This is a genomic window from Brucella pituitosa, from assembly GCF_965577835.1.
In the GTDB taxonomy this organism is placed as follows: Bacteria; Pseudomonadota; Alphaproteobacteria; order Rhizobiales; family Rhizobiaceae; genus Brucella; species Brucella pituitosa.
The window spans coordinates 591,117-616,954 of the sequence record NZ_OZ264094.1; the positions used below are offsets into that span (position 1 = coordinate 591,117).

Genomic DNA, 25,838 nt, shown 5'->3' on the forward strand with positions numbered 1-25,838 from the left:
GCATGCCCGCAATGGAAACAGCCGTCACCTCGGCTCCCGCGAACGACATTTCCGTCGATATCCGCGGGGGGTGGAAGTCCTTTGGTGAAAAACCGGTACTGAAGGATATTTCCCTGACGATCAGGCGTGGAGAACTCGTGGCGCTTCTCGGAAAGTCGGGTTCCGGCAAGACGACAATTCTGCGCATTCTGCTTGGTCTCGATCAGTTCGATGACGGCGAAGCCTGGGTCGCCGAACCGCGTTCGGTGGTTTTTCAGGAGCCGCGGCTCGTTCCCTCGCAGCGGGTCTGGCGCAATACGCTGCTCGGTGTGGCAAGGACGCGTACGGCGTATTCCCGCGCATTGGACGCATTGCGTGAAGTCGGCCTTCAGAGCCATGCGGAGGCCTGGCCTGGTACGCTGTCGGGAGGTGAGGCACAGCGCGTGGCTTTGGCGCGTGCCCTCATCCGTGAACCGCGTCTGCTGCTGCTCGACGAACCCTTCGCCGCCCTTGATGCTCTCACACGCCTGAAGATGCAGGATCTCGTTCGGGACCTGTTCGTTCGTCACAGGCCGGGCGTGTTTCTCGTGACCCATGATGTCGATGAGGCACTGCGTCTTGCCGACAGGGTCGTCGTACTCAAGGACGGCCGTTTTTCGATCGATATCAAGTTACCAAGCAACCGCAATCCGCTCTCGGCCGACATCGCCGGGATACGGCAGAGCCTTTTCGCGGAACTGGGCGTCAACGCATTTCGCTCCACCAATCTTTCTGATTTAGCTGACAGGGAAAAACCATGAAACCTGATTTCTCGCACCGGCTTGTCTCGATCGGACGCCATTTTGCAACATTGCTGGTTGCCGGCGCCGCATTCTGTGCCGCGCCTTCGTTCGCCTCGGCTCAGGAGCCGGACCTCTCGGGTGTTACGCTCAATGTCGGCATCTTCCAGGAGGTCCAGTTCCTTCAGATAGATCTGACCAACGATTTCAAGAACACACCTTACAAGATCGAATGGGTACGCCTGAACGGCGCGGGTGGCACGATGCAGGCGCTCGGCGCCGGTGCGATCGACCTCAGCTGGGGATTGAGCGATGTCTCGCTACCTAATGCCTCGGCGCTCGACAAGGTGCCCTGGACGAGTACCAACGCGCCATTGAAACACATCGCCCTGTTGAAGCCGCTCGACAACGCCGCCTATCCCTCGCATGTGATTGTCGCCAATGCCAAGACGGGGATCAAGGATCTCAAGGAGGTCAAAGGCCACACCTTCGCTTATCAGGAAGGCGGGAACAGTGCTGCGACCGCGCTTCTCGGCCTGCAGAAGGTTGGGCTGACCGCGAAGGATGTTGAAATCACCCGCATTCCGGCCGATTCTATCCCGGCCTCCGTCATTTCCGGTGCGGTCGATGTCGCAACTGTACAATGGGGGCAGATCCAGGAGGCGCTCGACAAGGGTACCGTGAAATGGCTTGCCTCCGCAGATGAGGTTGGCTTCCCTGGCTATACGTCGATCACGGCACGTACCAAGTCGATCGAGGATGCCAAGAAGGGGGCTGCGATCCGGGACTTCCTGAAGCGTGCGACTGCCTATTCTTTGTGGCGTCGCAATCACCTGGACGCCATTGCGCAGACCTATGTGAAGGCTCAGCAACTGAACCCCGAGCAGGCCAAGAAGGCTGCCGCAGGCGCCGCGACCGTCGTCCTTCCGCTCTCTGCGGATGGCGAGGCTGTAAAGGTGGAGGCGGAGCTGATCGACAGGCTCTACAAGGCTGGGTTTCTTTCGCGGGAAGTCGATTATGCGCCGCTCGTTGACGCCCGTTACACGGACGTGATCAAGGCGGGTGAAACCGCCGCGGCCAAATAATCTCTCCTTTTTTGAGAATTCGCGAACCGGCTACTGGAAACGCTTCAGCCGGTTCGGGACTGCATATGCCCATCATATTCTAAGGATACGGGAATGTCTGAACCCCATTTTCACTGGTTTCTGCCCACGACCTACGACAGCCGCGATGTCATGCCGTCGGGAAGCAATTACCGCGCGCCGGACATAGGTTATCTCGCCGATGTTGCGCGTGCTGCTGAACGAAACGGGTTCGAGTCGCTCCTGGCGCCGACCGGTCATCAGTGCGAGGATGCCTGGCTGGTGACGGCGGCGCTGACAACATTGACCGACCGCATAAAATTCCTGATCGCGTTTCGGCCAGGCAACTTGCTTCCGACGCTTGCAGCGCAGATGGCAGCAAGCTTTCAGAAATTGTCGAACAACCGGCTGGCGATCAATATTGTCACCGGCGGCAATGACACTGATCAGCGTGCCTATGGCGACTTCCTAGACAAAGACAGCCGTTATGCGCGAACCAACGAGTTTCTCCAGGTTTTGAAACTGTGTTGGGACGGCAAAGGTAAGTCCTACGACGGCGCGTTCTACAAGTTCGAGAACGGTGGAAACGATACGCCGCTCGAACATAGACCGAAGATATTCTTTGGCGGAGCCTCCCACGCCGCGCAGGCCGTCGCCGCTCGCCATGTCGACGTGCAACTGATGTTCGGCGAACCACCTGCCATGGCGGGTGAGCGGATCGGAGCGATGCGCGAGCGCGCCCGTGCGGCGGGTCGCGAGATCGAGTTCGGCATCCGCATCCACGTCGTAACCCGCGATACGGAAGATGCGGCCTGGCGCGAAGCAGAGCGGTTGCTTTACAACATGGACTTCGATTTCGTCCGCAAGCAGCAGGGTCGTATCGAGAAATCTCAGGCCGTCGGCCAGCAACGCATCATCGACGCCAAGAAGAATCTCAAGATCGATATCGACGCGATGGAAAGCGGCCGTTTCGATGTGCGCTCGCTTCAGCTTCATCCGAATATCTGGGCGGGGACGGGTTTGCTGCGTGGTGGCGGCGGATCAACGGCCCTTGTCGGCAGCCATGCCCAGATCGCGGAACGCATTCGGGAATACCAGTCCGTCGGCATCGACCACTTCATCCTGTCCGGCTATCCGAAAATCGAGGAAAGCTATTGGTTCGGGGAGAATGTCATGCCTTTGTTCAGGTCCAGGGAAGTCAACCGCCCCCTGGCTTCGGTTGCGGGACAGTCGATATGACATCATCCAGTTTCCCACTCTATGCGGTATCCATCACCCCTTTCGATGCAAGTGGGTGGATCGATGAAGAGGGCTTGCATGGCCATTTGCGTCGTCTCGCCGGTGCAGGCTGCATTCCCTATCTTGCGGGCAGCGGCTCGGGAGAGGCGAACGGGCTTTCCTCGGATGAGAGGCGGCAGGTGTTTGCGATCGCGCGGGACGCGCTCGGCGCAGAAATACCGCTGCGATATGCAGCTTTCGAGCCGCGCACGAGCGGCGAGCTTATTCAGGCAGTTCGGAGCGTGGCCGATTTTGGCCTCGACGCGGTGCGATTGACAGTGCCGGATCTGGGGCATGGCCATATGCCGACCGCCGCAGAGGCCGAGGGCTTCCTTCGCGAGACGCTTTCGGCGCTTGACGTGTCGGTCACGCTGGCTGTCGGCAAAGAAGGGCTGCGCTCGACGCCTTCCACAGGTTTAGTAAAAGCGCTGATCGCAGAAAATCCACATATTGTCTCCATCGAGATCGGCACTGCGGATCCATCCGTTTTTATTGCTTACCGGGATGTGGCTGGCAACCTGCCGGTGCTAGTGCCGACCGCCGGCCCTCTTCTTTCGGTTTTGGCGCTTGGCGCCACCGGCACTTACGGTCCGCTGCTCAACCTGCTTCCTCACACGCATCGACACCTTTTTGCGGCCTGCCAGGCCGGCGATTTCGCCAAAGTGAAGCAAGCTTTCAGGACGATCGTCGCCGTGCAGGCATTGCTGCACCCTTATGGCACCGTGATCCCGATCAAGGCTGCGTTGTCGGCCTTTGGCTTGCCGGCAGGCAGGCCGCGGGCGCCGCGCCTTACACTTGGCGCCGAGGAGACGGCGGTGATCGTCAACGGTCTCATCGCACTCGGCGTTCCCGATGCAGAAGGCTGGAATAGTGGTATCCTTGGAGAGCCGGCATGAATGAAATGCTTTTGGCAGTGAAACCGAAGACCCACGTGCCGGTCTTCGATGCTGCTTCGCCCGAGTTTGCAGCGATAGTCGCTGATCTGAGGGCGCAATCCGCCAGACGGGATGCTGAGCGGATCGACCCGAAGCCTGTTTTCAAGGCCCTTGCCGCAATCGGTTTCGGAGCGGCTCGTCTTCCGAAGAACCGTGGCGGCGGGGGTATTTCGATCGCTGAACTTTTCGAACTCGTGCATGAACTTGCGCGTGCCGATTCGAATGTAGCACACGCCTTTCGCAACCATTTCGGCTGGGTCGAAGGAATCATCAAGCCGGATCTCATCGACGGAAATGCGGAATGGTTCGAACTGGTACTGTCCGGCAATCTGTTCAGCGGTTCGTTCCATGAGAACAGCGATCAGCCAGCGGGCACAGCATCGTTCAAGACCTCGCTGAAGGCGGTACCGGGCGGATATCTTCTCAATGGTGACAAGGCCTATAGCACCGGCAATTTGTTTGCAGACTGGTTGGTGGTTTCTGTCGCCGACGACGAAGGACAAGCCGTTAGCGTGACTATTCCGGCAGATCGGGAAGGCATCAGCCATCTCGATGACTGGGACGGCATCGGCCAGCGCCTGAGCGGATCCGGCACGACGCGCTATACCGACGTGTTCATCCAACCCCGGGAAGTGAATCGCGCTGCGAGAGCCATCCGGACCCGGCCATATGGCAGCGCTTTCAACCAGCTCTGGCTGACGACTGTCGTCGCTGGTATTCTTCAGGCAGCGGTAGAGGATACGGCGGATTTCGTGCGGCAGCGAAAGAGAAACTACTATCACGGCCTGGCCGACCTGCCGCGCGACGATCCAGGTGTGCAGCAGAGTTTCGGAGAGCTTGCCGCAAACGCATTTGTCGCGACGGCAGCAGTCAAGGAAGCGGCGCGTGTGCTCGATCGTGCCTGGAACTCAGGTGGTGGCGTGGATATCGACGAGGCCGTCGCAATGCAGGCATCGCTGGCCGCTCTTCAGTCAAAGGTGGTGATCGACGCGGTGGCGCAGCAGACGAGCTCCGCATTGCTGGATGTCGGTGGCGCGACTGCTGCAACGGCTCGTTCGCAACTTGATCGGCATTGGCGCAACATTCGGACGCTCATTTCTCACAATCCGAGGTTCTATAAAGCGCGTTATCTTGGTAACTATCTGCTGAACGGGACATTGCTTCCGAACAGTTCATACTTTTGAGAAGAGAGCCTGCGAATGAAGCCTCAGGGTAAGATCCAATCGCAGATCGTTTACGATCGAATCCGGAGCGATGTGATAAGGGCGGTCATATATCCTGGTGCGCGCGTCAAGATCAGCGATTACGTCGAACTCCTTGATGTTCGCCTTGGTGCGGTCCGGGAGGCTCTAAGCAAGCTGACGTCAGATGGCTGGGTTATCTCTGAGCCTCAGCGTGGATTTCGGGCAGCTCCTGTCACAAGCAAAGAGTTGCTGGATCTGACGAGGTCCCGTGTTGAGATCGAAACTTTTTGCATCAGAAGTGCTATTGTTGAAGGGAACATACAATGGGAAGCAAATATCCTCGCCTGTTTGCACGCTCTCGAGCGCACGCCCGAATTCAAACGTGATGACAACAGCACATTATCGGAAGAGTGGGCGTCAGCCCATGCAAGGTTTCATCACGCACTTGTCTGCGGGTGTGACAATGCCGTTATGCTTGAGATTAGAGCACAGCTATATGAGCGAACTGAGCGTTATCGGCGGCTTTCCGCACCATTAAAGCCGAGCCGTGGAAACGGCCTTTCAGAGCATCGACAACTCGCAAAGGCTATCATTGCTCGCGATACACTGGTTGCCGAACAACGAATGCGGGAGCATCTAAACCAAACTGCGGAAATTCTTCTTGAGTCGTTTTCTTCGCTGGCAGCAGAAACTTATAGGTCTCCCGTTAAACTATCAGAAGGTGTGTTCAATCAGATTTAGACGCGCCGCGGGTGGCGTCGTCTAAACGGATCTTCGACATATTGAGTGCGCTTAGGCGGAATTTTCAGGCGGTGCCGGACAATGCGATATCACGCCATATCGCGGCGGCTTGGGAGCGGAGTTGACGGTGGTCGGCGGCAGTGAGATTTTTGCGATGGAGAAGAAAGAGATTGGCGATCTGGCCGTGGGTTGAAACGAAACGCTGGCATGGGAGAAGCTACCTCAAGTGCATCATTCCTTCGACAAGGTCACCTCGAAGCTCATTTTTTGCAATTCATTTTTTTCTACCCATTTGGCACTGTGGTTCGCCGGTTTTGGGTCGGAACCAACAATCTTGACTGGCACTCAGATGGATCGATCCGCACTTGTTACGATCAAGATTACCCACGTGCTCATCTACGGAACTGAAAGCGCTGCGCCTGCTCTGACTTATCAAGCTTGGGGGGCCTGCTTGTTTCGTTGTCGCAATACTTAGTTGGATCGACGAAGTCCATTTATTTGGATATTCACGATCTCTTTGGCTAAAGCAATTTTGTCGCTCTCAGTTTCAGCGCTTCTCGGTTGATACCAGATGGACAACCAGTTGATTGCGCCGAGTACGGCTTTGGCAGCTATCGACACATCAACCTCCCGAATGCTGCCGTCATCGATCCCGTCACGAATAATCTGCTTAAACAAATCTTCGAACCGGCGTCGGATGGAAATAAGGTCGTTGAGTGTGCGGCGCTGATCTGGCGTGGTTGCCGCCAGCTTGTGCATATGGACGCCCTGTACCACCACGGCTTCGAAAGCGACGTTGGTCATCATGGCGAGCGCATGCGCCATGAGCATTTCTTCAAGTCGGTGCAGGCCTGAGCCGTTCATGGTCATGACCGGTTCGACAGCCTTGAACAGTCGATCCATACCTTCTCGATGCACGTCGAAGAACAAATCCGTCTTCGATGAGTAGTAGTGATAAATGCGCCCTTTCGTAGAACCCATCCTGCGCGCCACATCATCAATGCTTGTTGTGGAGAAGCCTTGCTCCATGAAGCACTGAGCGGCTGTTTCCAGTATTACGACATTCCCAGTACTGTCCGTTCGGTTATTTCGGCGGCTCTCAACCATCTGCTACTCCGATTTATGCATAGATAAGCGGCAACCGATCCTAGCAAATTTCGATGGTAGAATGCCACTAGACAAAGACATGTTCAAGTGCATACTACTGAGTATGTTGTTGATTAGTGCGGCCGCTGTCCATTTTTCGGCGCTTGGAGGATATAATTTTGGAAATAAACCCTAATTCTGCTGCGTATGTACCTCATGCTGGCACGGAGAGCCAGGCGCTGTATTCGGATTGGATTAAGATCGATCAACAGTTGGTGGATCGGTTCGCCGATGTCATCGATGATCATCAGTTCATTCACACGGACCCGGCGCGAGCAGCAAGCGAAAGTATCTTCGGCAGTACTATAGCACATGGCTTTCTTGTCCTTGGCTTGCTGACCAAACTCAGCCGCGAAGTATTGCCGGTAACTGGCGCAGGTGCGGTCGAAATCAATTATGGTTTCGACAAGGTCCGTTTTCTCGCGCCGGTGAAGGTGGGTTCTTCCATCCGCGGTGCGTTCCGTTCGAAATCGGTGCAGGCGAAGGGAAACGGCCAGCTCCAGACCCTTGCCGCGACTATTGAAATCAAAGACGAAACCAAGCCTGCGCTCGCCGCTGACTGGCTTATTCTGACCGTAGGTTGAGGATCATATTATGACCATTTCTTTTGAAAATCGCGTTGCAATCGTAACAGGCGCAGGCGGGGGACTTGGACGCGCTTATGCGCTTGAACTGGCAGCACGCGGCGCGAAGGTTGTCGTCAATGATTTCGGCGGCAGCCGGGATGGAGCAGGCGGCGCGTCTGAAGCAGCGGAAAAGGTGGTCGCAGAAATTCGCGCCAAGGGCGGCGTGGCTATCGCCGATGCGGGTAACGTCACGAAATTCGACGACATGCAGGCGCTGGCCAAGCGCACATTTGAAGAATTCGGCCGCATCGATATTCTCATCAACAATGCTGGTATCTTGCGCGATAAGAGCTTCGCCAAGATGGAAATGGCCGATTTTCGCGCTGTGGTCGACGTCCATCTCATTGGCTCGGCCAATGCCAGTCGTGCTGTGTGGGACGTCATGAAAGGCCAGAACTATGGCCGCATCTTGATGACAACTTCCACGTCGGGCGTTTACGGCAATTTCGGTCAATCCAACTACGGTGCCGCCAAGGCGGGACTCGTCGGCCTGATGAATGTGCTGCATTTTGAGGGCGACAAATACGACATTCACGTTAATGCGATAGCGCCGACGGCGGCAACACGCATGACCGGTGATGTTCTGGACGAGGAAATGCTGGTGCGCCTCGCACCCGAAAACGTCGTTCCTGCTGCACTCTTCCTCGTAAGCGAGCAAGCGCCAAGCCGTACTGTTCTTTTGACCGGTGCAGGTACGGTTGCTCGCATGGCGATTGTGGAAAGCGAAGGCGTTTATCTGCCGAAGGGCGAGCGAACACCTGAAGCCGTTGCCGCTGCTTTCACAAAGATCGATGACATGTGCAATTTCATCGAGACCGACGCCGGGTTGGCGCATGTGGATCGCATCATCGCAACGTCGCGCGCTAATGAGGTTATCGAATGACGGCCTCCAAAGCCCGCCCGAAGGCTGAACCACGGTCAGCCTATCGGGAGTTCTACGAGATGCAGACGCGCTGGAGCGATATGGACATTTATGGCCACGTCAACAATGTCGTCTATATGCAATATTGCGATGCAGCATTGAACCGGTCGCTTATTGCGTCTGGCGCTCTGGAGTTGAATGGTTCCACCCCCATTGGTATCGTTGCACGCAATTCAACGAATTATTTTTCCGAGATTTCCTACCCTGACAATGTCGTCGTTGGGGTTCGTGTCGAGCATGTCGGCAATACCAGTCTGCTGTGGGGGTTTGGTATCTTCAAGGATGGCGAAGAGCTGACCGCTGCAATAAGTGAATATGTGCATGTCTATGTAGACCGAGACACGCGACGGCCTGTTCCGCTTACTCCGGAACTGAGAGAACTAGCCGAAAGGCTTTACGTTCCAGCGCCAGTGGAGGAGCTCTGATGAGAGAAGCTGTAATCGTATCAACTGCGCGCACGCCGATTGGCAAAGCCTATCGCGGAGCCTTCAACGACACGACTGCGCCAGCGCTGGCGGGCCACGCGATTGCCGCTGCGGTCAAGCGGGCTGGCATCGATGGCGCGGAAGTAGAGGACGTCGTCCTCGGTGCTGCGCTTCAGCAAGGCACGACCCACATGAATATCGCCCGCACGTCCTTGTTGCGGGCTGGCCTTCCAGTTTCAGTTCCGGGCCAGTCGATGGATCGTCAATGCGCATCGGGGCTGATGGCTATCGCAACAGCCGCCAAACAGATCACCGGCGATGGTATGACGATTGCCATTGGCGGTGGCGTGGAGCAGATATCGCTGGTGCAGAACGATCATATGAATGTCTATCGCTGGCGCGATCCCTGGCTAAACGAGCATCTGCCCGCCACCTATATGAGCATGATTGAGACGGCCGAGATCGTTTCGGCGCGTTATGGCGTCTCGCGTGAGGCGCAGGACGAATATGGGCTTCAATCGCAGCAGCGCACGGCAGCCGCTCAGGCAGCGGGCCGGTTGAACGCCGAGATTGTACCGCTTCAATCCACTATGCTGATCAAGGACAAGGTCACAGGCGAGATATCTTCGAAAAGCGTCGAGCTGGCCATGGATGAAGGCAATCGTCCCGAAACTACACTGGATGGCTTGCGCGGATTGAAGCCTGTTTTTGCTGGTGGCCAGACTGTAGCTCGGGGTAGCTTTATTACCGCTGGTAACGCCTCACAGTTGTCGGACGGGGCTTCCGCTTCCGTGCTGATGGAAGCGAAGGAAGCGGAAAAGCGGGGCCTTTCTCCGCTCGGTATTTATCGCGGGATGGCGGTTGCCGGTTGTGAGCCTGACGAGATGGGCATTGGTCCGGTTTATGCCGTGCCAAAACTGCTCAAACAGCATGGCTTGACGGTCGATGATATCGATCTGTGGGAGTTGAATGAGGCCTTCGCAGCGCAGGTGCTTTATTGCCGCGACAAGCTCGGCATCGATAATGACAAGCTCAATGTCAATGGCGGTGCTATTTCGATAGGCCATCCCTATGGAATGTCGGGCGCGCGAATGACCGGGCACGCCCTCATCGAAGGCAAGCGGCGCAATGGACGTTATGTGGTGGTGACTATGTGCGTTGGCGGCGGCATGGGCGCGGCAGGCTTGTTCGAGATTTGCTGATAGACACGAAAAAGGCCGGTTTAACCGGCCTTTTTTATGACACCAACAGCGGTGATATCAATATGCGGCGCTGTAAATCGCCAGAGCATCCGCCTCGGTTACCTTGCGAGGATTGTTGACCAGAAGGCGGGTCTGTTTCATGGCGTCGCGCGCAAGGAGAGGCAGATCGCCTTCCGCAATATTCACCTCGCGTAATGTTTGTGGCACGCCAAGCTCGCGGCTGAGATCTGCCAGTTTTTCGACAAAGGCTTCAGCGCGTTTTTCTGCCGATATGCCGGCAAGTTCGGGGAAAACATCCGCTGCGATTTCCGCGTAGATATGGCTTGCTTCCGGCAGGTTGAAGCGCAGCACATGCGTGAGCACGAGTGCATTGGACAAGCCGTGCGGCACATGGAAATGCCCGCCAATCGGGTAGGCGAGCGCATGAACCGCAGCCACCGGAGAATTGGCAAAAGCCTGACCGGCAAGCAATGAGCCAAGCAGCATGGCAGCCCGTGCATCACGGTTCTGGCCTTCAAAGACTGCAGTGCGGATATTGGAGCCGAGCAGTTGCAGGGCGTTGCGCGCCAATGAGCGCGACAGGGGATTGTTGTTGGCAGACGCTGACGCATAGGCCTCAATGGCGTGCACCATCGCATCGATGCCGGTCGCGGCGGTTACCGCTGCTGGCAGACCTACGGTCAAATCCGCATCAAGCACTGCCATGTCCGGCAGCAGAAGCGGAGAAACGACGCCCTTCTTTTCCGATGCTCCCGTGGTGATAATCGATATCGGTGTGACTTCCGACCCTGTTCCCGCTGTTGTCGGCACCAGAACGAGCGGCAGGCGCGGGCCACGCGCAATGTTGACGCCGTAAATGTCGTTGAGCGCTTCGCCGCTCTTTGCGATCAGGGCTGCAACCTTTGCAACATCCATCGAGGAGCCGCCGCCAATGGCGAGGACACCTGTCGCTTCATGCGCCAGGATGTGATCTTTCAGCGCGAGAACATTGCCCTCTGGCGGGTCAACCTGCACGTCGTCAAAGATCGAAACGGCAATGTCTGCTTGTTCCAGCGTATTTATTGCAGGGGCCAGAAGTCCGAGCTTGCGCAATCCCTTGTCGGTCACAATCACAACGCGCTTGCCCAACAGGTGCCCGGCAATATCGGCGATCTTCGCCAGACCACCGGTCTGTAGCACGATGGATGGCGTTGTATTGAAAACGAAATTTTCCATGTGTTCAGTTCTTTCGATTTATCGGTGTCGAGCTTCTACAAATCAACTTGCGCGCTTCACCTTCAGCTCGCGATCGATCGTGTTTCCGGTAACCCCTTCACTGCGCAAAATATGTTTCTGGATTTTACCGCTGGACGTCTTTGGAAGAGATCCCAAAATCCGCACATAGCGCGGCACCATAAAGCGGGGCAGACGACCTGCGAGAAAATCCAGTAGTTCCTCGGCAACAATTTCCTGTCCTTCCACGGGCGTCACGGCGATCAGGACTTCATCCTCGCTCAATTCACTTGGTACTGCGATAGCTGCGCATTCTTTGACGGTGTCGTGGAAAAGCACTTCGGCTTCCAAGGCGAAGGACGAGATATTTTCGCCGCGCCGCCGAATGACGTCTTTCAGACGATCAACGAAGAAATAAACGCCGTTTTCATCCTTGCGAAAACTGTCTCCGGTGTGAAACCAGCCATTGCGCATGGTTTCCGCGGTGGCTTTCGGATTGTTGTAATAGCCTTTCATCAAAGCCCAGGGGCGGTCAGAGCGAATGATCAGTTCGCCTGCCATGCCATCCGGCACTTCGATGTCGTTTTCGTCAACGACACGCAACTGATACCAAGGGCGCGGCTTTCCGGCGATTCCCTTTTGCGTGATGCCGGGTCCCGCAACAAGCGGGCTGGCGATTTCGGTCATGTTGTAGATGGTCCAGGCCTCCACACCAAATCTTTCGGCGAACAACGGACCATCCTCACCGAACGGGGTAATGAAGGCGCGGCGCAGCGGGTGGTTGCGATCATCCGGTGAAACGGGTTGTTTCAGAAGGAAACTCGCCATGACGCCGAGCAACAGGCAGTAGGTCGAGTTCGTTTCCTGCACCGCTTGCCAGAAATGCTGCGTTTTGAATTCGCGCATCATGCCAATCGACAGTCCGCGTGCCAACATCGCATAGACATAGAGCGTGGAGCCGCAATGGAAGATCGGCCCGCAGATCATGCAACGATCCGTTTCGTCGACGCAATCGAAGGCGTCTGGACCCATCGTATAAAGCTGCACATAAGAGGTCACGACGCCCTTGGCATTGCCAGTCGTACCAGAAGTGTACATGATCGCGAGCGTGTCCCACGGCTCAATCGGCGTGTCGAGAACAAGTTCGGTCTCGCTGACGGTTTCAACATCGATCAGAGGCAGGGTTTCAACGCCAGCGACTGCGCAGTCAACTGTGCCCTCGACCACCAGAACTTTACGCAGCTTGCCCGGAGCGATGTCTCGCAAACGTTCCACGAGGTCGACATGTGCGACCATGAGCGGCGCGTCCGCGTCGTCCAGAATATGTTCCAGCGGGCGTCCGAGGGCGGCGGTATTAATTGGCACATAGACTGCACCAATATAGTTGATAGCAAACCAGGTCGTGAGCAGGTCCGGGCCGTTGCCCATAAAGCAAAGGACATGATCGCCGCGTCTCACGCCATGGGATTGCAGTGTAGCCGCACGCTGGCGAACGCGGTCTCGGGTCGTCTTGTAGTTCCATTCTGTGGATGGCCAAAAATGCACGAAGGGTGCCGTGGGACGCTCCGCTGCATATTGATCGAGAAGATACCGTAATACGGAATGGTTACGGTTAAGCGCGCGCTGGTCTGGCGTCATATTCTGAATTCCTCCTACCCCGGCAGCAACTAGACCTTCAAAAGAGGGCAGTTGCAAACCCATTTGGAATATGCAACATACTCGGTAGTATGTCAAAGCGAAAACATCTGGGAGGATGGAAATGGCCATTGTGGACATCCAGCGCGAAGGCCCCCTCGCTGTCGTTATTTATGATCGCGGGGCGAAGGCCAATGCGCTGAATGATGAAGCTATCAATGCGCTGATTGCGGCCGCAGACGAACTTTCAGCGGATGTTGGGGTTCAGGTCGTTATCCTCAGCGGAACGCAGTCGCGTTTTTCCGGAGGTGTGGATCTGAAGGATGATTTGCTCTGGCGTCGCGAGGCGGATGTCGTCACCCGTCATAATGCGATGGCTCAGGGTGGGCGCATGTGCGAGCGATGGCGCAGTCTGCCACAGGTGACTATTGCCGCGGTGGAAGGTCCGGCAGTTGGCGGTGGCGGCATTCTGGCGCTTGCTGCTGATTTTCGTATTATGGCGGAAAGTGCTTTTTTTCAGTTCCCAGAAGTGCGTCTTGGCATGACGCTGGGTTGGGGTGGCCTGCCACTGCTGAGCGGACTTGTTGGGCCTTCAAAAACCAAACGACTGCTGTTTACCGGCGAGCGCGTTCCGGGTGAAAACGCGTTGTCCCTTGGTTTGTGCGATGAGATGGCACCGGATGGAGCCGCATTGTCTGCGGCGAAAACTTTGGCTGCAACGATCCTTGAGTGCCCGCCATTGGCGTTGCGTATGTCCAAGCAGGCAATCGATTCCAGATATCGCACCAATTGGGCGAGTGGCTATGAAGCGGATCAGTTTTTGTTGGCAAAAATAATTGGGGAGACGGTCAGCGAGGCAAGCTGATCGATAAAAGTGTGGAGGAGACACTCAAATGAAAGCATTCATAGCGACAGCTGCTCTGGCGGCAATGATCAGTGCAAGTCCGGCGTTTTCTGAGCCGGTGCGGCTTGGCGTTCTGACAGATATGTCGGGCATGAATTTTGATCTCGCAGGAGAGGGTTCAGTAGTCGCCGCGAAAATGGCGGTCGAAGATTTTGGCGGTAAGCTGAATGGTGAGACGATTGAAGTGATCGTCGGCGATCACCAGAATAAGCCAGATATTGGTTCGACGCTTGCTCGTCGCTGGATTGATGAGCAGAACGTCAAGGCCATAATCGATGTGCCGACGTCTTCCGTGGCGATGGCCGTGCAGGAAATCACCCGTGACAAGGATATTGCCTTTCTTGCTTCCACCGCCGGGTCATCTGACCTGACGGGTGAGGCCTGTTCGCCAACCACCGCGCAGTGGACATGGGACACCTATGCACTGGCAAATGGTACTGGTCGGGCTGTTACGCAGGAGGGCGGAAAAAAATGGTATTTTATTACCGTTGATTACACATTCGGCCATGCTCTTGAGCGTGACACAGCTGAGGCTGTCAAAGCAAGCGGCGGGGAAGTTGTAGGCTCTGTACGCCATCCGCGCGAAACGACCGATTTCTCTTCATTTCTGTTGCAGGCACAGGCATCGGGTGCCGACGTAATTGCGCTCGCAAACTCATCTGGCGACACAATGACTGCACTGAAGCAGGCCAATGAATACGGCATTACGCAAAGCGGCCAGCGTATTGCGGGTATGCTGTTGTTCCTTTCTGATATTCACAGTGTCGGTCTGGAAACGGCTCAGGGGCTTACACTGACGACCGGATTTTACTGGGATTATGATGACCAGACCCGCGAATGGTCAAAGCGCTTTGGCGAGCGTATGGGCGGTAAGATGCCGACCATGGTTCATGCCGGTGTCTATTCTTCCGTTATGAACTTCCTCAAAGCTTCAGAGGCTGCGAAGTCAACGGGCGGTAAAGCTGTTCTCGATCAGATGCGCGACATGGACATCAATGATTTTTTCGCCCGCAATGCAAAACTGCGTGCAGATGGTCGCATGGTGCATGACATGTATCTGGTGCAGGTCAAGACACCCGAAGAGTCCACAGGTCCATGGGACTATTACAAGGTCCTCAAAACGATTCCAGGCGATGAAGCGTTCCGTCCGCTTGATAAAGGCGGCTGCCCTCTGGTCACGCAGTAAGGGTGTAATTTAATGGCGAATAACACTCAAACCGTTACGGCCCTGCGTGAAGCAGGGCCAGATGTGGCGCAAACAAGCACGCAGACGGTTCTGTCGGCACGTGGGCTCGGCAAATCATTTGGCGGCTTTCATGCAGTAAAGAATGTCGATCTTGATGTGGATCATGCGCGGGTTCATGCGCTGATTGGCCCCAATGGCGCAGGCAAGACGACCGTCTTCAACCTGCTTACAAAATTTCTCCAGCCGACAAGCGGCGAGATCACACTGCTTGGTGAGAACATCACCAAAACTGATCCGGCCAAGGTTGCACGCATGGGGCTGGTGCGCTCATTTCAGATTTCGGCCACCTTCCCCCATCTGACGGTGCTGGAAAATGTGAAAGTCGCCCTGCAACGCCCCAGCGGTCTTGCAACGCAGTTCTGGCGTTCGTTGTCCGCACTCGATCAGCTTGACGCAAAAGCGATTGAGCTTCTGGAGCGCGTCGGTCTGGCTGATGCCCGTCATGCTCTGGCGGCTGATCTGTCTTATGGCCGCAAGCGTGCGCTCGAAATTGCCACCACACTGGCACTCGACCCAAAAGTGCTGCTGCTTGATGAGCCGATGGCCGGTATGGGGCACGAAGACGTGCACATCATTGCAGCCCTCATCACCGATGTGGCCAGGGATCGTGCGGTGCTGATGGTCGAACACAATCTCAAAGTGGTGGCCGATATCGCCCATCACGTCACGGTGCTGCAACGCGGCGAGATTCTCGCGTCGGGCAATTATGCCATCGTCTCCAAAGACGAGCGCGTGCGCACCGCTTATATGGGAACCGAACATGAATAGAGGCCAACCCTTGCTATCCGTGCGCGGGCTCAATGCCTGGTATGGCGAAAGCCATGCCCTGCACGGCGTCGACCTCGACATCTGGCCCGGCGAGACAATCACGCTGATTGGCCGCAATGGCGTCGGCAAGACCACAACTCTGCGCGCCATTATGGGTATCATTCGCAAGCGAACGGGTACGATCACGCTTGATGGTAAAGACCTTTTGCGCGTGCCGCTACATCGCATTGCCCGGACAGGGCTTGGCTTTGTGCCAGAAGAGCGCGGTATCTTCGCGACGCTCAATGTGCATGAAAATCTGCTGCTTCCACCGGTTGTTGCCAAAGGTGGCGGGGCAATGTCGCTCGATGAGATTTACGAACTCTTCCCCAATCTCTACGAGCGCCGCAACAGTCCCGGCACCAAGCTGTCGGGCGGCGAACAGCAGATGCTGGCGATTGCGCGGATCTTGCGTACTGGCGTTAAAGTTCTGTTGCTTGATGAGCCAACGGAGGGCCTAGCGCCCGTTGTCATCCAGCGTATCGGTGATGTGCTGGTAGAGCTGAAAAAACGCGGCATGACCGTGCTTCTTGTCGAACAGAATTTCCGCTTTGCCGCCAAGATCGCTGATCGCTTCTATCTGATGGATCATGGCGTGGTAACGGAAAACTTCCCAACAACTGAACTGCCTGCCCGCATGGCAGAGCTGAATGAAGCATTGGGGGTCTGAAACAATGACAATGATTTTCGGCATCCCTTTGCAGGCGCTTCTCGGGCAATTGCTCGTCGGCCTGATCAACGGTTCTTTCTATGCCATGTTGAGCCTTGGCCTTGCCATTATCTTCGGCCTTCTGCGCATCATCAACTTTGCCCATGGTGCACAATATATGCTCGGCGCTTTTGTCGGCTATCTGTTGTTGAGCACGCTCGGCATCGGCTATTGGCCAGCCCTTATTCTCGCTCCGCTGATCGTGGGCCTCGGCGGCGCGATCATCGAACGCGTAGCGCTTTCGAGGCTCTATAATCTCGACCCGCTCTATGGCCTGCTCTTCACCTTTGGCTTAGCACTCGTGATCGAAGGCACGTTCCGCTATTATTATGGCGCTGCCGGTCAGCCTTATGCCGTCCCGCCATCGCTTGCAGGTGGCAGCAATCTCGGTTTCATGTTCCTGCCCAACTATCGCGCCTGGGTGGTCGTCGCCTCACTCATCGTCTGCATCGGCACATGGTTGCTGATCGAAAAGACCAAGCTTGGCGCTTACTTGCGTGCTGCCACTGAAAACCCGACCCTTGTGAAAGCCTTCGGCATCAATGTGCCGCTGCTCCTCACCTTCACCTATGCTCTGGGCGCAGCTCTTGCAGGTTTTGCCGGCATTCTGGCAGCTCCCATCTATCAGGTCAGCCCGTTGATGGGGTCCAACATCATCATCGTGGTCTTTGCCGTGGTGGTCGTCGGCGGCATGGGGTCAATCTTAGGCGCCATCATCACCGGCTATGTGCTGGGGCTGGCCGAAGGTCTGACCAAGGTCTTCTACCCGGAAGCTTCCAGCATCGTCATCTTCGTTATCATGGCTATCGTCCTTCTGGTGCGACCCGCCGGACTGTTCGGGAAGGAGGCCTGATATGGCTGATACCGCTCTTAAAGCAACGACAGTGCCGCACGAAGCTAAGGCACCTGCTCTCAACAGCCTTTCTGCTGTCATCCTGGTCATCGCCGTTATCGGATTAATCGCAGCGCCCTTCATGGTCTACCCGATTTTCCTGATGAAGATGCTGTGCTTTGCGCTGTTTGCATCGGCCTTCAACCTGCTGCTCGGCTATACCGGCATTCTGTCGTTTGGCCATGCAGCCTTCTTTGGCGGTGCGGCCTATGTGACGGCCCATGCCGTCAAGGTATGGGGCGTGACGCCTGAGATTGGCATCCTGCTTGGCATGTTAACCGCCGCAGCACTCGGTCTTGTGATCGGCTATCTCGCCATTCGTCGTCAGGGCATTTATTCAACGATGATCACTCTGGCGCTGGCACAGATGTTCTTCTTCTTCTGCCTGCAAGCAGCCTTCACCCATGGCGAGGACGGATTGCAGGGCGTGCCGCGCGGCTATCTCTTCGGCATCATCGATCTCAACCAGCCGATGAATATGTATTATTTTGTGCTGGCAGTGTTTGTAGTCGGGGTCTTTGCGATCTGGCGCATCATCAACTCGCCCTTCGGCATGATCCTCAAATCCGTGCGTGAAAATGAAAGCCGTGCAGTATCATTGGGCTATTCCGTCAATCACTACAAGCTCGCAGCTTTTGTGATGTCGGCAGCGCTTGCGGGTCTTGCAGGCGGTATGAAGGCGCTCGTCTTCCAGTTTGCGACGCTGACCGATGTGGGCTGGCAGATGTCGGGCGAAGTGATCCTCATGACTCTGCTCGGCGGCATCGGGACACTGATCGGCCCGATCGTCGGTGCAGCCTTTGTGGTGGCTCTGCAGAACTACCTTGCAACCTCAGACTTCCCCGTGACAATTGTCACCGGCGTCATCTTCATGGCCTGCGTTCTGCTCTTCCGTAAAGGCATCGTAGGCGAGTTCTATGCATGGTTTAACCGGAGGAAATGAGAATGGGCGGGGCTTTGTCTATCTATCACACAACTGTCTCACCAAGCTGGATCGACTATAATGGCCACATGGGGGATTATGCCTATGGCATTGTCTTCTCCGACGCTGCAACAGCGTATATGGGGCGGATCGGGATCACCGCCACCTATCGCGAGGCGAACAATGCCACGCTTTACACACTCGATAGCCGCATCGGGTACTTGAAAGAGTGCCATGTCGGTGAAGCGTTGAGTGTGGAACTAACTGTTCTGGATGCTGATCACAAATGTATGCATGTGTTCATGAGATTGCTCAATGCAGATGGAGAGACAATGGCGCTCTGTGAACAGCTCCTTATACACATAAGCCGACAGGGACAACATCCACGGGCTGCACACATGCCGCAAGAGGTAAGAGATTGTGTATTGGCGGATCTCCATAGCTCGACGTCTGTTGAGAGACCGGAATGGATTTACGGTCGTATTAGTCTCAAAAGAAAATAACGTTAGCTAACATATCATGGGACAAGACTATGGTGGCCGCACGGTTCATTTAAACACGGGGCGTCGATATAGCTTTTCCAGGCGAGCAACCTCTGAATCAACGATGCTGTTGCATTTTCTGACTGGCAATCACATCGGTCGACAACCGCTTTATCCTTTCATTCAGGCTATTCGAATGGCATTTCAACTTTCTATAAGCCGCCTCATCTTAGGCTGTCAGCCCGTGCCCTTTGCGTCTCCCCACCGATGATAGTGCTGCCCTTTATTTAACAGCGCTGACCTTAGCTCACCCACTATCTAAGCCAAGAGCTGATTGCTGAAATAAAACCGCCTTCGCATAATAGGGCATTTCCAGCTTCCAACCTTCGGTTATACCGCTTTGTCGAGTCTCATTAGTGGGTGAGATCGTGCGGACGCGCGGTGCTCAACAGCCTATTAGTTCCACCGTCGAAAAATTGCGCTTGCATTGATGCCGCCAAAACCAAAGCCGTTTGATATGGCGAATTCAGTGTTCAGCGATCGCGTATTCATCGCAACAAAATCGATGCCGTCGGCTTCATGATCGGGGTCGTTAAGGTTCAAGGTCGGTGGTGCGATCTGTTTCTGAAGCGCCAAAATCGTGAAGATGGCTTCCAGTCCGCCTGCAGCACCCAGCAAGTGTCCCGTCGCCGACTTAGTGCCGCTGACAGCAACTGAACGCTCGGAGCCAAACACACTCTTGATGGCCCTAATCTCTCCTAAATCCCCGACCGGCGTGGACGTCGCATGAGCGTTCAGATGACCAATCTCACGCGCAGAAACTCCGGCTTGCGCGATGGCAATTTCCATGGCTCGGCGCGCGCCGTTGCCGTCCTCTGGGCCGGAGGTGATATGATGCGCATCGGCTGTCGTGCCATATCCGACGATTTCGGCAAGCGGCGTGGCGCCGCGCGCAAGCGCATGGCTGAGCGATTCAATGACCAGTATGCCCGCTCCTTCTCCCATGACGAAACCGTCACGCGAGGCGTCGAAGGGCCGCGATGCTTGGTCCGGCGTTTCGTTAAAGCGGGTCGAAAGCGACCTCGCCGCAGCAAAGCCGCCCAGGCTCACATTGTTCATGCAGGCTTCAGTTCCACCGCACACCGCAATGTCTGCTTCGTTTGCCCGGATGAGCCGTGTAGCGTCGCCGATGGCCTGAACGCCGGCAGCGCATGCGGTAACCGGCGCACCGAGCGGGCCTTTGAATCCGTGGCGGATTGAGACCTGTCCTGCGGCGAGATTGACGAGGAATGATGGTATTGTGAAGGGTGAGAGACGGCGGGCGCCGCGTTGATCAACAGTGCGGACCGCTTCGGTAATTGCGGGAAAGCCACCAATACCAGACGCGATGATAGTTGCGGTTCGAAGCCTTTCTTCATTTGAAGTCGGCCGCCAGTTTGCCTGAGCGAGAGCTTCTTCAGCAGCCGCCAGTGCGAAAATGATGAATCGATCGACCTTGCGCTGATCCTTTGGCGCTAAGATGTTATTCGGATCGAAGCCTCCTATTGGGTCTTCGTCGATAGATGGGACCACACCGCCCACTTTCGCAGGTAGATCCCCTACGATATCGTCACCTAGTCGTCGAATACCACTTTGGCCCGCAAGCAGTCGTGACCATGATATGTCGACATTCGTTCCGAGGGGGCTGACCGCTCCCATACCTGTGACAACAACACGACGCATGTTTTTCACCTGTCTTCGCTTAAATAGTTAGCTTGATGTAGGCACTGCGACCGGCAAAACTGCTCAAGCAACATTATCGCTGTGCGCAATACGTCTGACTTCATCAGTTGCAGCGTCTAGGATGCTCTGCGACAAGGTCTTGTCCTCCATAATGCGGGATAAAGTGACCGCGCCCACCATGAGCGAGAGTATGGCCATAGCCTTGCTGCTGGGAGCAGTCCCCTTGGTATTGTCCGTCAATTCATCGAGCACTTCAAAATGAGCATTGATACCATCCTCAAACGGACGCCGCACTTCAGCACTTAGCCGTGCCGCATCCGATCCCAGTGCTACCAAAGGACAGCCTTCTGCCTTTTCTCTCCGGTGATCCGGAGAAAGATAGAAGGCCAAGATGGCTTCCAAGGGATCGGAACTGTCTGCGGCGGCATCTGACCATCGTCTTGTTGCGCTTTCAAGCGCGCGCCGTGACGCGAGTGCTATGAGGTCATCCTTTGACGCGAATTGCTTGTAGAAGCCTCCCTGGGTGAGGCCCGCCCCCTTCATTAGGTCCTTAAGACCGATCCCGTCGAAACCGTTTTCACGAAAAAGACGGCTTGCGACGTTGATGACCGTCTCGCGATTTTCTTCAGCCTGTGCCCGGCTCACTCTCATGTGGACCTCCTGATAGATTTCATTTGACATCTATAATAAAAATAGAGTTAGATCGCAATCTAAATCTTATGCATCGCCGGTCAAGAGAGAATTCAAATGAAACGCAAACAAGTTTGGGCCATTGCGGGTCTGACGGTGGTTACCGCCACCGCGGCGGCCGTTTTTGTAATTATGGAAGTACCAAAGCGGGAAGCCGCAGCGGCTGATCCAAGGACCGCGACGCCACTGGTGAGAGTTGCTAAGATCACAAAAACGGATGTCGCAGAACGGGCGTTCACCGGCACGGTCGCATCAAGGGTACAGAGTAATCTAGGCTTTCGGGTTCCTGGAAAAATTGTCGAACGGATGGTCGACACGGGGCAGCAGGTTAAAAAAAATCAGCCCTTGATGCGTATCGATGAAACGAACCTTCAACTCGCGCTCACAGCGAAACGCAACGCGGTATATGCAGCACGTTCTGTGCTAGTGCAGGCACAAGCGGATGAAAAGCGTTATGCTGCACTGGTCAGGAATGGATTGGCGGCGACGCCGCAGCGATACGAACAGGCGAAAACCACTCTTGATACTGCTGTTGCACAGCTTGCTGCGGCCGAAGCCGACGCCAAGGTTGCAGAAAATGAAGCGACCTATGCTGTCCTGATTGCCGATGCCGACGGAACAGTCGTCGATGCGCTTGGTGAACCCGGTCAGGTCGTATCAGCGGGCCAAACTGTTGTGCAGCTTGCTGAGGCAGGACCACGCGAAGCCGTTGTGTGGTTGCCGGAAACCATGCGCCCTGAGATAGGGTCGGAGGCAGATGCCAGCGTTTATGGCAGCGACAACCTTATTGGAAATGCCACATTAAGGCAGATATCTGACGCGGCTGATCCGCAAACCCGCACTTACGAGGCACGCTATGTTCTTCAAGCTGCGGCTGCATCTGCGCCGCTTGGTTCTACCGTGACAATCAAAGTTCGAGATGCTGACAAGAGCGCGCACGTGGCCTTGCCTGTGGGCGCGATCTTGGATGATGGCAGCAGAACTGGTGTATGGGTAATCAATGAGGTCAACTCCACTGTGAGCTTCGCCCCCGTCAATGTACAGCGTATTGGTGAGGAAACGGCCACTGTCACTGGAATTCGGATTGGTCAACAGGTTGTTGCACTTGGTGCGCATCTGCTGGCAGAAGGCACGTCTGTCCGCACTGACACAGAGCACAAGGTTGCAAACTGATGGGCCTCAATCTTTCCGCCATCGCGGTGCGTGAACGCGCAGTCACGCTGTTCTTCATTGTTCTTTTGGCCGCGGCGGGGGTCTATGCTTTCCTCCAGCTCGGACGCGCCGAAGACCCCTCATTCACCATCAAAACTCTGACAGTGACGTCTGTCTGGCCGGGCGCCACCGCGCGCGAAATGCAGGATCTTGTTGCTGAGCCGCTTGAGAAGCGAATGCAGGAACTCACCTGGTATGACCGCGTCGAAACAACGACGCGGCCAGGTTACGCATTCCTCACTGTTACGCTTAAGGACAATACGCCGGCGTCAGCGGTCGAAGAGGAATTTTATCAAGCACGCAAGAAGCTTGGCGATGAAGCCCGCAATCTGCCTGCGGGCGTCATGGGCCCCTTTGTCAATGATGAGTATTCCGATGTTAGCTTTGCTCTTTATGCATTGAAGGCGAAGGGTATGCCGATGCGCGACCTCGTGCGGCAAGCAGAGGTTCTGCGCCAGGATCTGCTGCATGTTGCGGGTGTTAAAAAGATCAACATTCTCGGCGAGCGCCCTGAGCAGATTTTCGTAGAATTTTCTTTTGCCAAGCTCGCAACGATGGGTATCTCGGCGCAGGATATCGCCGTAGCTTTGCAAAGACAAAATACAGTCACGCCAGCAGGTTCAATTGATACGCGCGGCCCTCAGGTGTTCCTCCGTTTTGACGGTGCCTACAACAGCGAACAAGCGATTGCCGACACGCCGATCGTGGCAGGTGGACGGACGCTGAAACTTTCCGATCTGGCGGATATACGGCGTGGCTATGAGGACCCGGCCACTTACATCATCCGGCACAATGGTGAACCGGTTGTGATGCTGGGCGTCGTCATGCAGCAGGGCTGGAATGGCCTTGAGCTTGGCAAGGCGCTTGAGGAACGCGCCGCCGCGATCGCGCAGACATTGCCGCTTGGCATGACATTAACAAAAGTCAGCGATCAGGCCGTCAACATCGATGAGGCCGTTGGCGAGTTCATGCTCAAATTCGCCATGGCTCTTGGCGTCGTGTTGTTCGTGAGTCTTGTCGCACTCGGCTGGCGCGTTGGCATTGTTATCGCGCTTGCCGTCCCCCTGACATTGGCCGTCGTCTTCCTCATCATGCTGGAAACCGGACGGTTCTTCGATCGCATCACGCTTGGAGCGTTGATCCTTGCGCTCGGTCTTCTCGTCGACGATGCGATCATCGCTATTGAGGTGATGGTCGTGAAGATGGAAGAGGGCATGGATCGCATAAAGGCGGCCGCCTATGCCTGGAGCCATACAGCAGCACCGATGCTGTCGGGCACACTTGTCACAATTATCGGGCTAATGCCTGTTGGCTTCGCAAAATCGACGGCTGGCGAATATGCCGGTAACATCTTCTGGGTGGTGGGTTTTGCGCTTATCGTATCGTGGATCGTGGCTGTCACCTTCACGCCCTATCTCGGTGTGAAGATGCTGCCTGACATCAAGCCTGTTGAGGGCGGACATCACACCATCTATGATACGCCGAACTACCGTCGTTTGCGCAGCCTTATCGAGTTTTCGGTTGGCCATAAGTTTGCAACGTGTGCTGTTGTCGGCGTGATGATGGCTGTTTCGGTCATTGGGATGGGCGGTGTGAAGCAGCAGTTTTTCCCCACGTCGGACCGGCCGGAAGTGCTCGTCGAAGTTAGGATGCCGGAAGGCACCAGCATTGAGACCACAACTGCGGCAGTCACGAAAGTCGAACAATGGCTACAAACCCAGCCGGAAGCAAATATTGTTACCAGCTATATTGGGCAGGGCGCGCCCCGGTTTTTCTTTGCAATGGCACCCGAATTGCCCGACCCTGCCTTTGCCAAGGTTGTCGTGCTGACACCTGATGCTCGTGCACGTGAAGAACTGAAGCATCGCCTTAGAACTGCCATATCCGACGGCCTCGTTCCTGAAGCCTCCGTGCGTGTGACCCAGCTCGTCTTCGGACCCTATACACCGTTCCCGGTCGAATTCCGTGTCATGGGGCCTGACGAGAATGAACTTTACAAGATTTCCGAGCAAGCTCTGGCGATCATGAAAAATGTGCCCGATGTCCGTCAGGCCAATCGTGATTGGGGCAACCGCACGCCCGTGCTGCGCTTCATCCCCAATCAGGAGCGTTTGAATCTTATCGGGCTTTCACCTTCGGAGGCGGCGCAGCAAATGCAAATGCTGCTCAGTGGTATTCCCATTACTCAGGTGCGCGACAATATCCGCAATGTGCCGGTCATTGCACGAAGTTCTGGCGAGAGCCGCCTTAATCCATCACGCATCGCCGACTTTTCGCTGATGAGCAGGAACGGACGTCAGGTTCCGCTTGATCAGATTGGTCATTCCGAGATTCGTTTCGAGGAACCGCTCCTCAAACGTCGCGATCGCACTCCGGTTATCACGGTCCGGTCGGATATCAACGAGGCGACGCAGCCCCCTGAAGTGTCGCAACAGGTCATGAAGGCACTGCAGCCACTGATCGCATCGCTTCCTGTCGGCTATCGTATCGAAATGGGCGGCAATATTGAGGAATCCCTCAAAGCCAATGTTGCTCTTGTTAAAGTCTTCCCGCTGATGATAGCAGCCATGCTGATCGTCATCATCCTTCAGGTTCGTAGCCTGTCGACGATGACGATGGTTATGCTGACAGCGCCGCTTGGTCTTGCCGGTGTGGTGCCAACCTTGTTGCTGTTCAATCAGCCTTTCGGTTTCAACGCGATCCTTGGTTTGATCGGGCTGGCGGGTATTCTGATGCGAAACACGTTGATCCTTACGGAACAGATCAAAGAGAACCAGGCGGCCGGACTTGACGACTATCACGCTGTGATTGAAGCAACCGTGCAGCGGACGCGACCTGTCATCCTGACGGCACTTGCTGCAATCCTGGCGTTCATCCCTTTAACTCATTCGGTGTTCTGGGGATCGATGGCATACACATTGATTGGCGGCACGGCAGCGGGGACGGTGATGATCTTGCTCTTCCTTCCTGCGCTGTACGCGTTGTGGTTCCGGATAACGCCGCCACAGAGGATCCGCATTACCCACTCATCAGGCGCGTTTGCCGGGCTTAAGCCGCATTAAGCGCCGACTTTCGAGCAACAGAGGAGCTGTTGTTGAGAAAACGA

24 protein-coding genes and 1 pseudogene are annotated in these 25,838 nt (G+C 55.7%); 19 read left to right on the forward strand and 6 right to left on the reverse strand.

Annotation, left to right across the window (positions count from 1 at the left end; all coding sequences use genetic code 11):
* Nucleotides 1–2: 2 nt before the first annotated feature.
* From ACSME1_RS22035 to ACSME1_RS22060, 6 genes are all read left to right on the forward strand, one after another.
* Entirely contained in the window at nucleotides 3–779 is a 777-nt protein-coding gene (locus tag ACSME1_RS22035; RefSeq protein ID WP_435655796.1) for an ABC transporter ATP-binding protein, read from the forward strand.
* Complete coding sequence (locus tag ACSME1_RS22040) at nucleotides 776–1,843, forward strand: ABC transporter substrate-binding protein (RefSeq protein WP_105707832.1); 1,068 nt, start codon at nucleotides 776–778, stop codon at nucleotides 1,841–1,843. The genes ACSME1_RS22035 and ACSME1_RS22040 overlap by 4 nt, the downstream gene beginning before the upstream one ends.
* A 93-nt stretch (nucleotides 1,844–1,936) precedes the next feature.
* Nucleotides 1,937–3,079 (forward strand): LLM class flavin-dependent oxidoreductase, encoded by a 1,143-nt coding sequence (locus ACSME1_RS22045; RefSeq protein WP_105707834.1) that lies wholly within the window; start codon nucleotides 1,937–1,939, stop codon nucleotides 3,077–3,079.
* On the forward strand, nucleotides 3,076–4,014 hold the full coding sequence (locus tag ACSME1_RS22050) for a dihydrodipicolinate synthase family protein (protein ID WP_105707835.1): 939 nt from the start codon (nucleotides 3,076–3,078) through the stop codon (nucleotides 4,012–4,014). The genes ACSME1_RS22045 and ACSME1_RS22050 overlap by 4 nt, the downstream gene beginning before the upstream one ends.
* Complete coding sequence (locus ACSME1_RS22055; RefSeq protein ID WP_105707836.1) at nucleotides 4,011–5,237, forward strand: acyl-CoA dehydrogenase family protein; 1,227 nt, start codon at nucleotides 4,011–4,013, stop codon at nucleotides 5,235–5,237. Before ACSME1_RS22050 ends, ACSME1_RS22055 begins: the two co-directional genes overlap by 4 nt.
* Nucleotides 5,238–5,252: 15 nt before the next feature.
* The gene (locus ACSME1_RS22060; RefSeq protein ID WP_105707838.1) at nucleotides 5,253–5,978 is read left to right on the forward strand and encodes a GntR family transcriptional regulator; all 726 of its coding nucleotides are present in this window, start codon (nucleotides 5,253–5,255) and stop codon (nucleotides 5,976–5,978) included.
* A 64-nt stretch (nucleotides 5,979–6,042) separates the two neighbouring features.
* On the opposite strand, the pseudogene ACSME1_RS22065 reads toward ACSME1_RS22060, so the two are convergent.
* A pseudogene (locus ACSME1_RS22065) lies at nucleotides 6,043–6,186 on the reverse strand (IS6 family transposase); the annotation flags it as partial.
* Nucleotides 6,187–6,449: 263 nt separating this feature from the next.
* Entirely contained in the window at nucleotides 6,450–7,085 is a 636-nt protein-coding gene (locus tag ACSME1_RS22070) for a TetR/AcrR family transcriptional regulator (RefSeq protein WP_105707841.1), read from the reverse strand.
* A gap of 164 nt (nucleotides 7,086–7,249) precedes the next feature.
* On the opposite strand from ACSME1_RS22070, the gene ACSME1_RS22075 reads away from it, so the two are divergent.
* From ACSME1_RS22075 to ACSME1_RS22090, 4 genes are read left to right on the forward strand one after another with little or no spacing between them, the layout of a single operon-like run.
* Nucleotides 7,250–7,708, forward strand: coding sequence for a MaoC family dehydratase (locus tag ACSME1_RS22075; RefSeq protein ID WP_105707870.1), 459 nt, complete (start codon nucleotides 7,250–7,252; stop codon nucleotides 7,706–7,708).
* Nucleotides 7,709–7,718: 10 nt separating this feature from the next.
* Complete coding sequence (locus ACSME1_RS22080; RefSeq protein ID WP_105707843.1) at nucleotides 7,719–8,633, forward strand: SDR family NAD(P)-dependent oxidoreductase; 915 nt, start codon at nucleotides 7,719–7,721, stop codon at nucleotides 8,631–8,633.
* The gene (locus tag ACSME1_RS22085; RefSeq protein WP_105707844.1) at nucleotides 8,630–9,097 is read left to right on the forward strand and encodes an acyl-CoA thioesterase; all 468 of its coding nucleotides are present in this window, start codon (nucleotides 8,630–8,632) and stop codon (nucleotides 9,095–9,097) included. Before ACSME1_RS22080 ends, ACSME1_RS22085 begins: the two co-directional genes overlap by 4 nt.
* The gene (locus ACSME1_RS22090; protein WP_105707847.1) at nucleotides 9,097–10,299 is read left to right on the forward strand and encodes an acetyl-CoA C-acyltransferase; all 1,203 of its coding nucleotides are present in this window, start codon (nucleotides 9,097–9,099) and stop codon (nucleotides 10,297–10,299) included. The genes ACSME1_RS22085 and ACSME1_RS22090 overlap by 1 nt, the downstream gene beginning before the upstream one ends.
* 57 nt (nucleotides 10,300–10,356) lie before the next feature.
* Here the strand turns inward: ACSME1_RS22090 and ACSME1_RS22095 are convergent, their stop codons facing one another.
* Entirely contained in the window at nucleotides 10,357–11,514 is a 1,158-nt protein-coding gene (locus tag ACSME1_RS22095) for an iron-containing alcohol dehydrogenase (protein WP_105707849.1), read from the reverse strand.
* Nucleotides 11,515–11,556: 42 nt separating this feature from the next.
* The gene (locus tag ACSME1_RS22100; RefSeq protein ID WP_105707851.1) at nucleotides 11,557–13,149 is read right to left on the reverse strand and encodes an AMP-binding protein; all 1,593 of its coding nucleotides are present in this window, start codon (nucleotides 13,147–13,149) and stop codon (nucleotides 11,557–11,559) included.
* A 121-nt stretch (nucleotides 13,150–13,270) separates the two neighbouring features.
* Between ACSME1_RS22100 and ACSME1_RS22105 the strand changes: the two genes are divergently transcribed.
* The 7 genes from ACSME1_RS22105 to ACSME1_RS22135 are packed head-to-tail and all read left to right on the forward strand — an operon-like array spanning nucleotide 13,271 to nucleotide 19,129.
* A complete protein-coding gene (locus tag ACSME1_RS22105; RefSeq protein ID WP_105707853.1) occupies nucleotides 13,271–14,011 on the forward strand; it encodes an enoyl-CoA hydratase/isomerase family protein in 741 nt (246 codons plus the stop codon).
* Nucleotides 14,012–14,039: 28 nt separating this feature from the next.
* On the forward strand, nucleotides 14,040–15,236 hold the full coding sequence (locus ACSME1_RS22110) for an ABC transporter substrate-binding protein (RefSeq protein ID WP_435655506.1): 1,197 nt from the start codon (nucleotides 14,040–14,042) through the stop codon (nucleotides 15,234–15,236).
* Between the two features lie 12 nt (nucleotides 15,237–15,248).
* Nucleotides 15,249–16,064, forward strand: a complete 816-nt coding sequence (locus tag ACSME1_RS22115; RefSeq protein WP_435655507.1) for an ABC transporter ATP-binding protein — start codon at nucleotides 15,249–15,251, stop codon at nucleotides 16,062–16,064.
* Complete coding sequence (locus ACSME1_RS22120) at nucleotides 16,057–16,773, forward strand: ABC transporter ATP-binding protein (RefSeq protein WP_435655508.1); 717 nt, start codon at nucleotides 16,057–16,059, stop codon at nucleotides 16,771–16,773. Before ACSME1_RS22115 ends, ACSME1_RS22120 begins: the two co-directional genes overlap by 8 nt.
* A 4-nt stretch (nucleotides 16,774–16,777) precedes the next feature.
* Complete coding sequence (locus ACSME1_RS22125; RefSeq protein WP_024899297.1) at nucleotides 16,778–17,665, forward strand: branched-chain amino acid ABC transporter permease; 888 nt, start codon at nucleotides 16,778–16,780, stop codon at nucleotides 17,663–17,665.
* 1 nt (nucleotide 17,666) lies between these two features.
* Nucleotides 17,667–18,647, forward strand: a complete 981-nt coding sequence (locus ACSME1_RS22130; protein WP_435655509.1) for a branched-chain amino acid ABC transporter permease — start codon at nucleotides 17,667–17,669, stop codon at nucleotides 18,645–18,647.
* A gap of 2 nt (nucleotides 18,648–18,649) precedes the next feature.
* On the forward strand, nucleotides 18,650–19,129 hold the full coding sequence (locus ACSME1_RS22135) for a thioesterase family protein (protein WP_181153699.1): 480 nt from the start codon (nucleotides 18,650–18,652) through the stop codon (nucleotides 19,127–19,129).
* A gap of 435 nt (nucleotides 19,130–19,564) precedes the next feature.
* On the opposite strand, the gene fabF is transcribed toward ACSME1_RS22135, so the two are convergent.
* Nucleotides 19,565–20,830, reverse strand: a complete 1,266-nt coding sequence (gene fabF, locus ACSME1_RS22140; protein ID WP_105708267.1) for a beta-ketoacyl-ACP synthase II — start codon at nucleotides 20,828–20,830, stop codon at nucleotides 19,565–19,567.
* Nucleotides 20,831–20,893: 63 nt separating this feature from the next.
* On the reverse strand, nucleotides 20,894–21,481 hold the full coding sequence (locus ACSME1_RS22145) for a TetR/AcrR family transcriptional regulator (RefSeq protein ID WP_105708265.1): 588 nt from the start codon (nucleotides 21,479–21,481) through the stop codon (nucleotides 20,894–20,896).
* A 96-nt stretch (nucleotides 21,482–21,577) separates the two neighbouring features.
* Here ACSME1_RS22145 and ACSME1_RS22150 point away from each other — a divergent pair, with 96 nt between their 5' ends.
* Nucleotides 21,578–22,693 (forward strand): efflux RND transporter periplasmic adaptor subunit, encoded by a 1,116-nt coding sequence (locus ACSME1_RS22150; RefSeq protein ID WP_105708264.1) that lies wholly within the window; start codon nucleotides 21,578–21,580, stop codon nucleotides 22,691–22,693.
* A complete protein-coding gene (locus ACSME1_RS22155; protein ID WP_435655510.1) occupies nucleotides 22,693–25,794 on the forward strand; it encodes an efflux RND transporter permease subunit in 3,102 nt (1,033 codons plus the stop codon). The genes ACSME1_RS22150 and ACSME1_RS22155 overlap by 1 nt, the downstream gene beginning before the upstream one ends.
* Nucleotides 25,795–25,838: the final 44 nt, after the last annotated feature.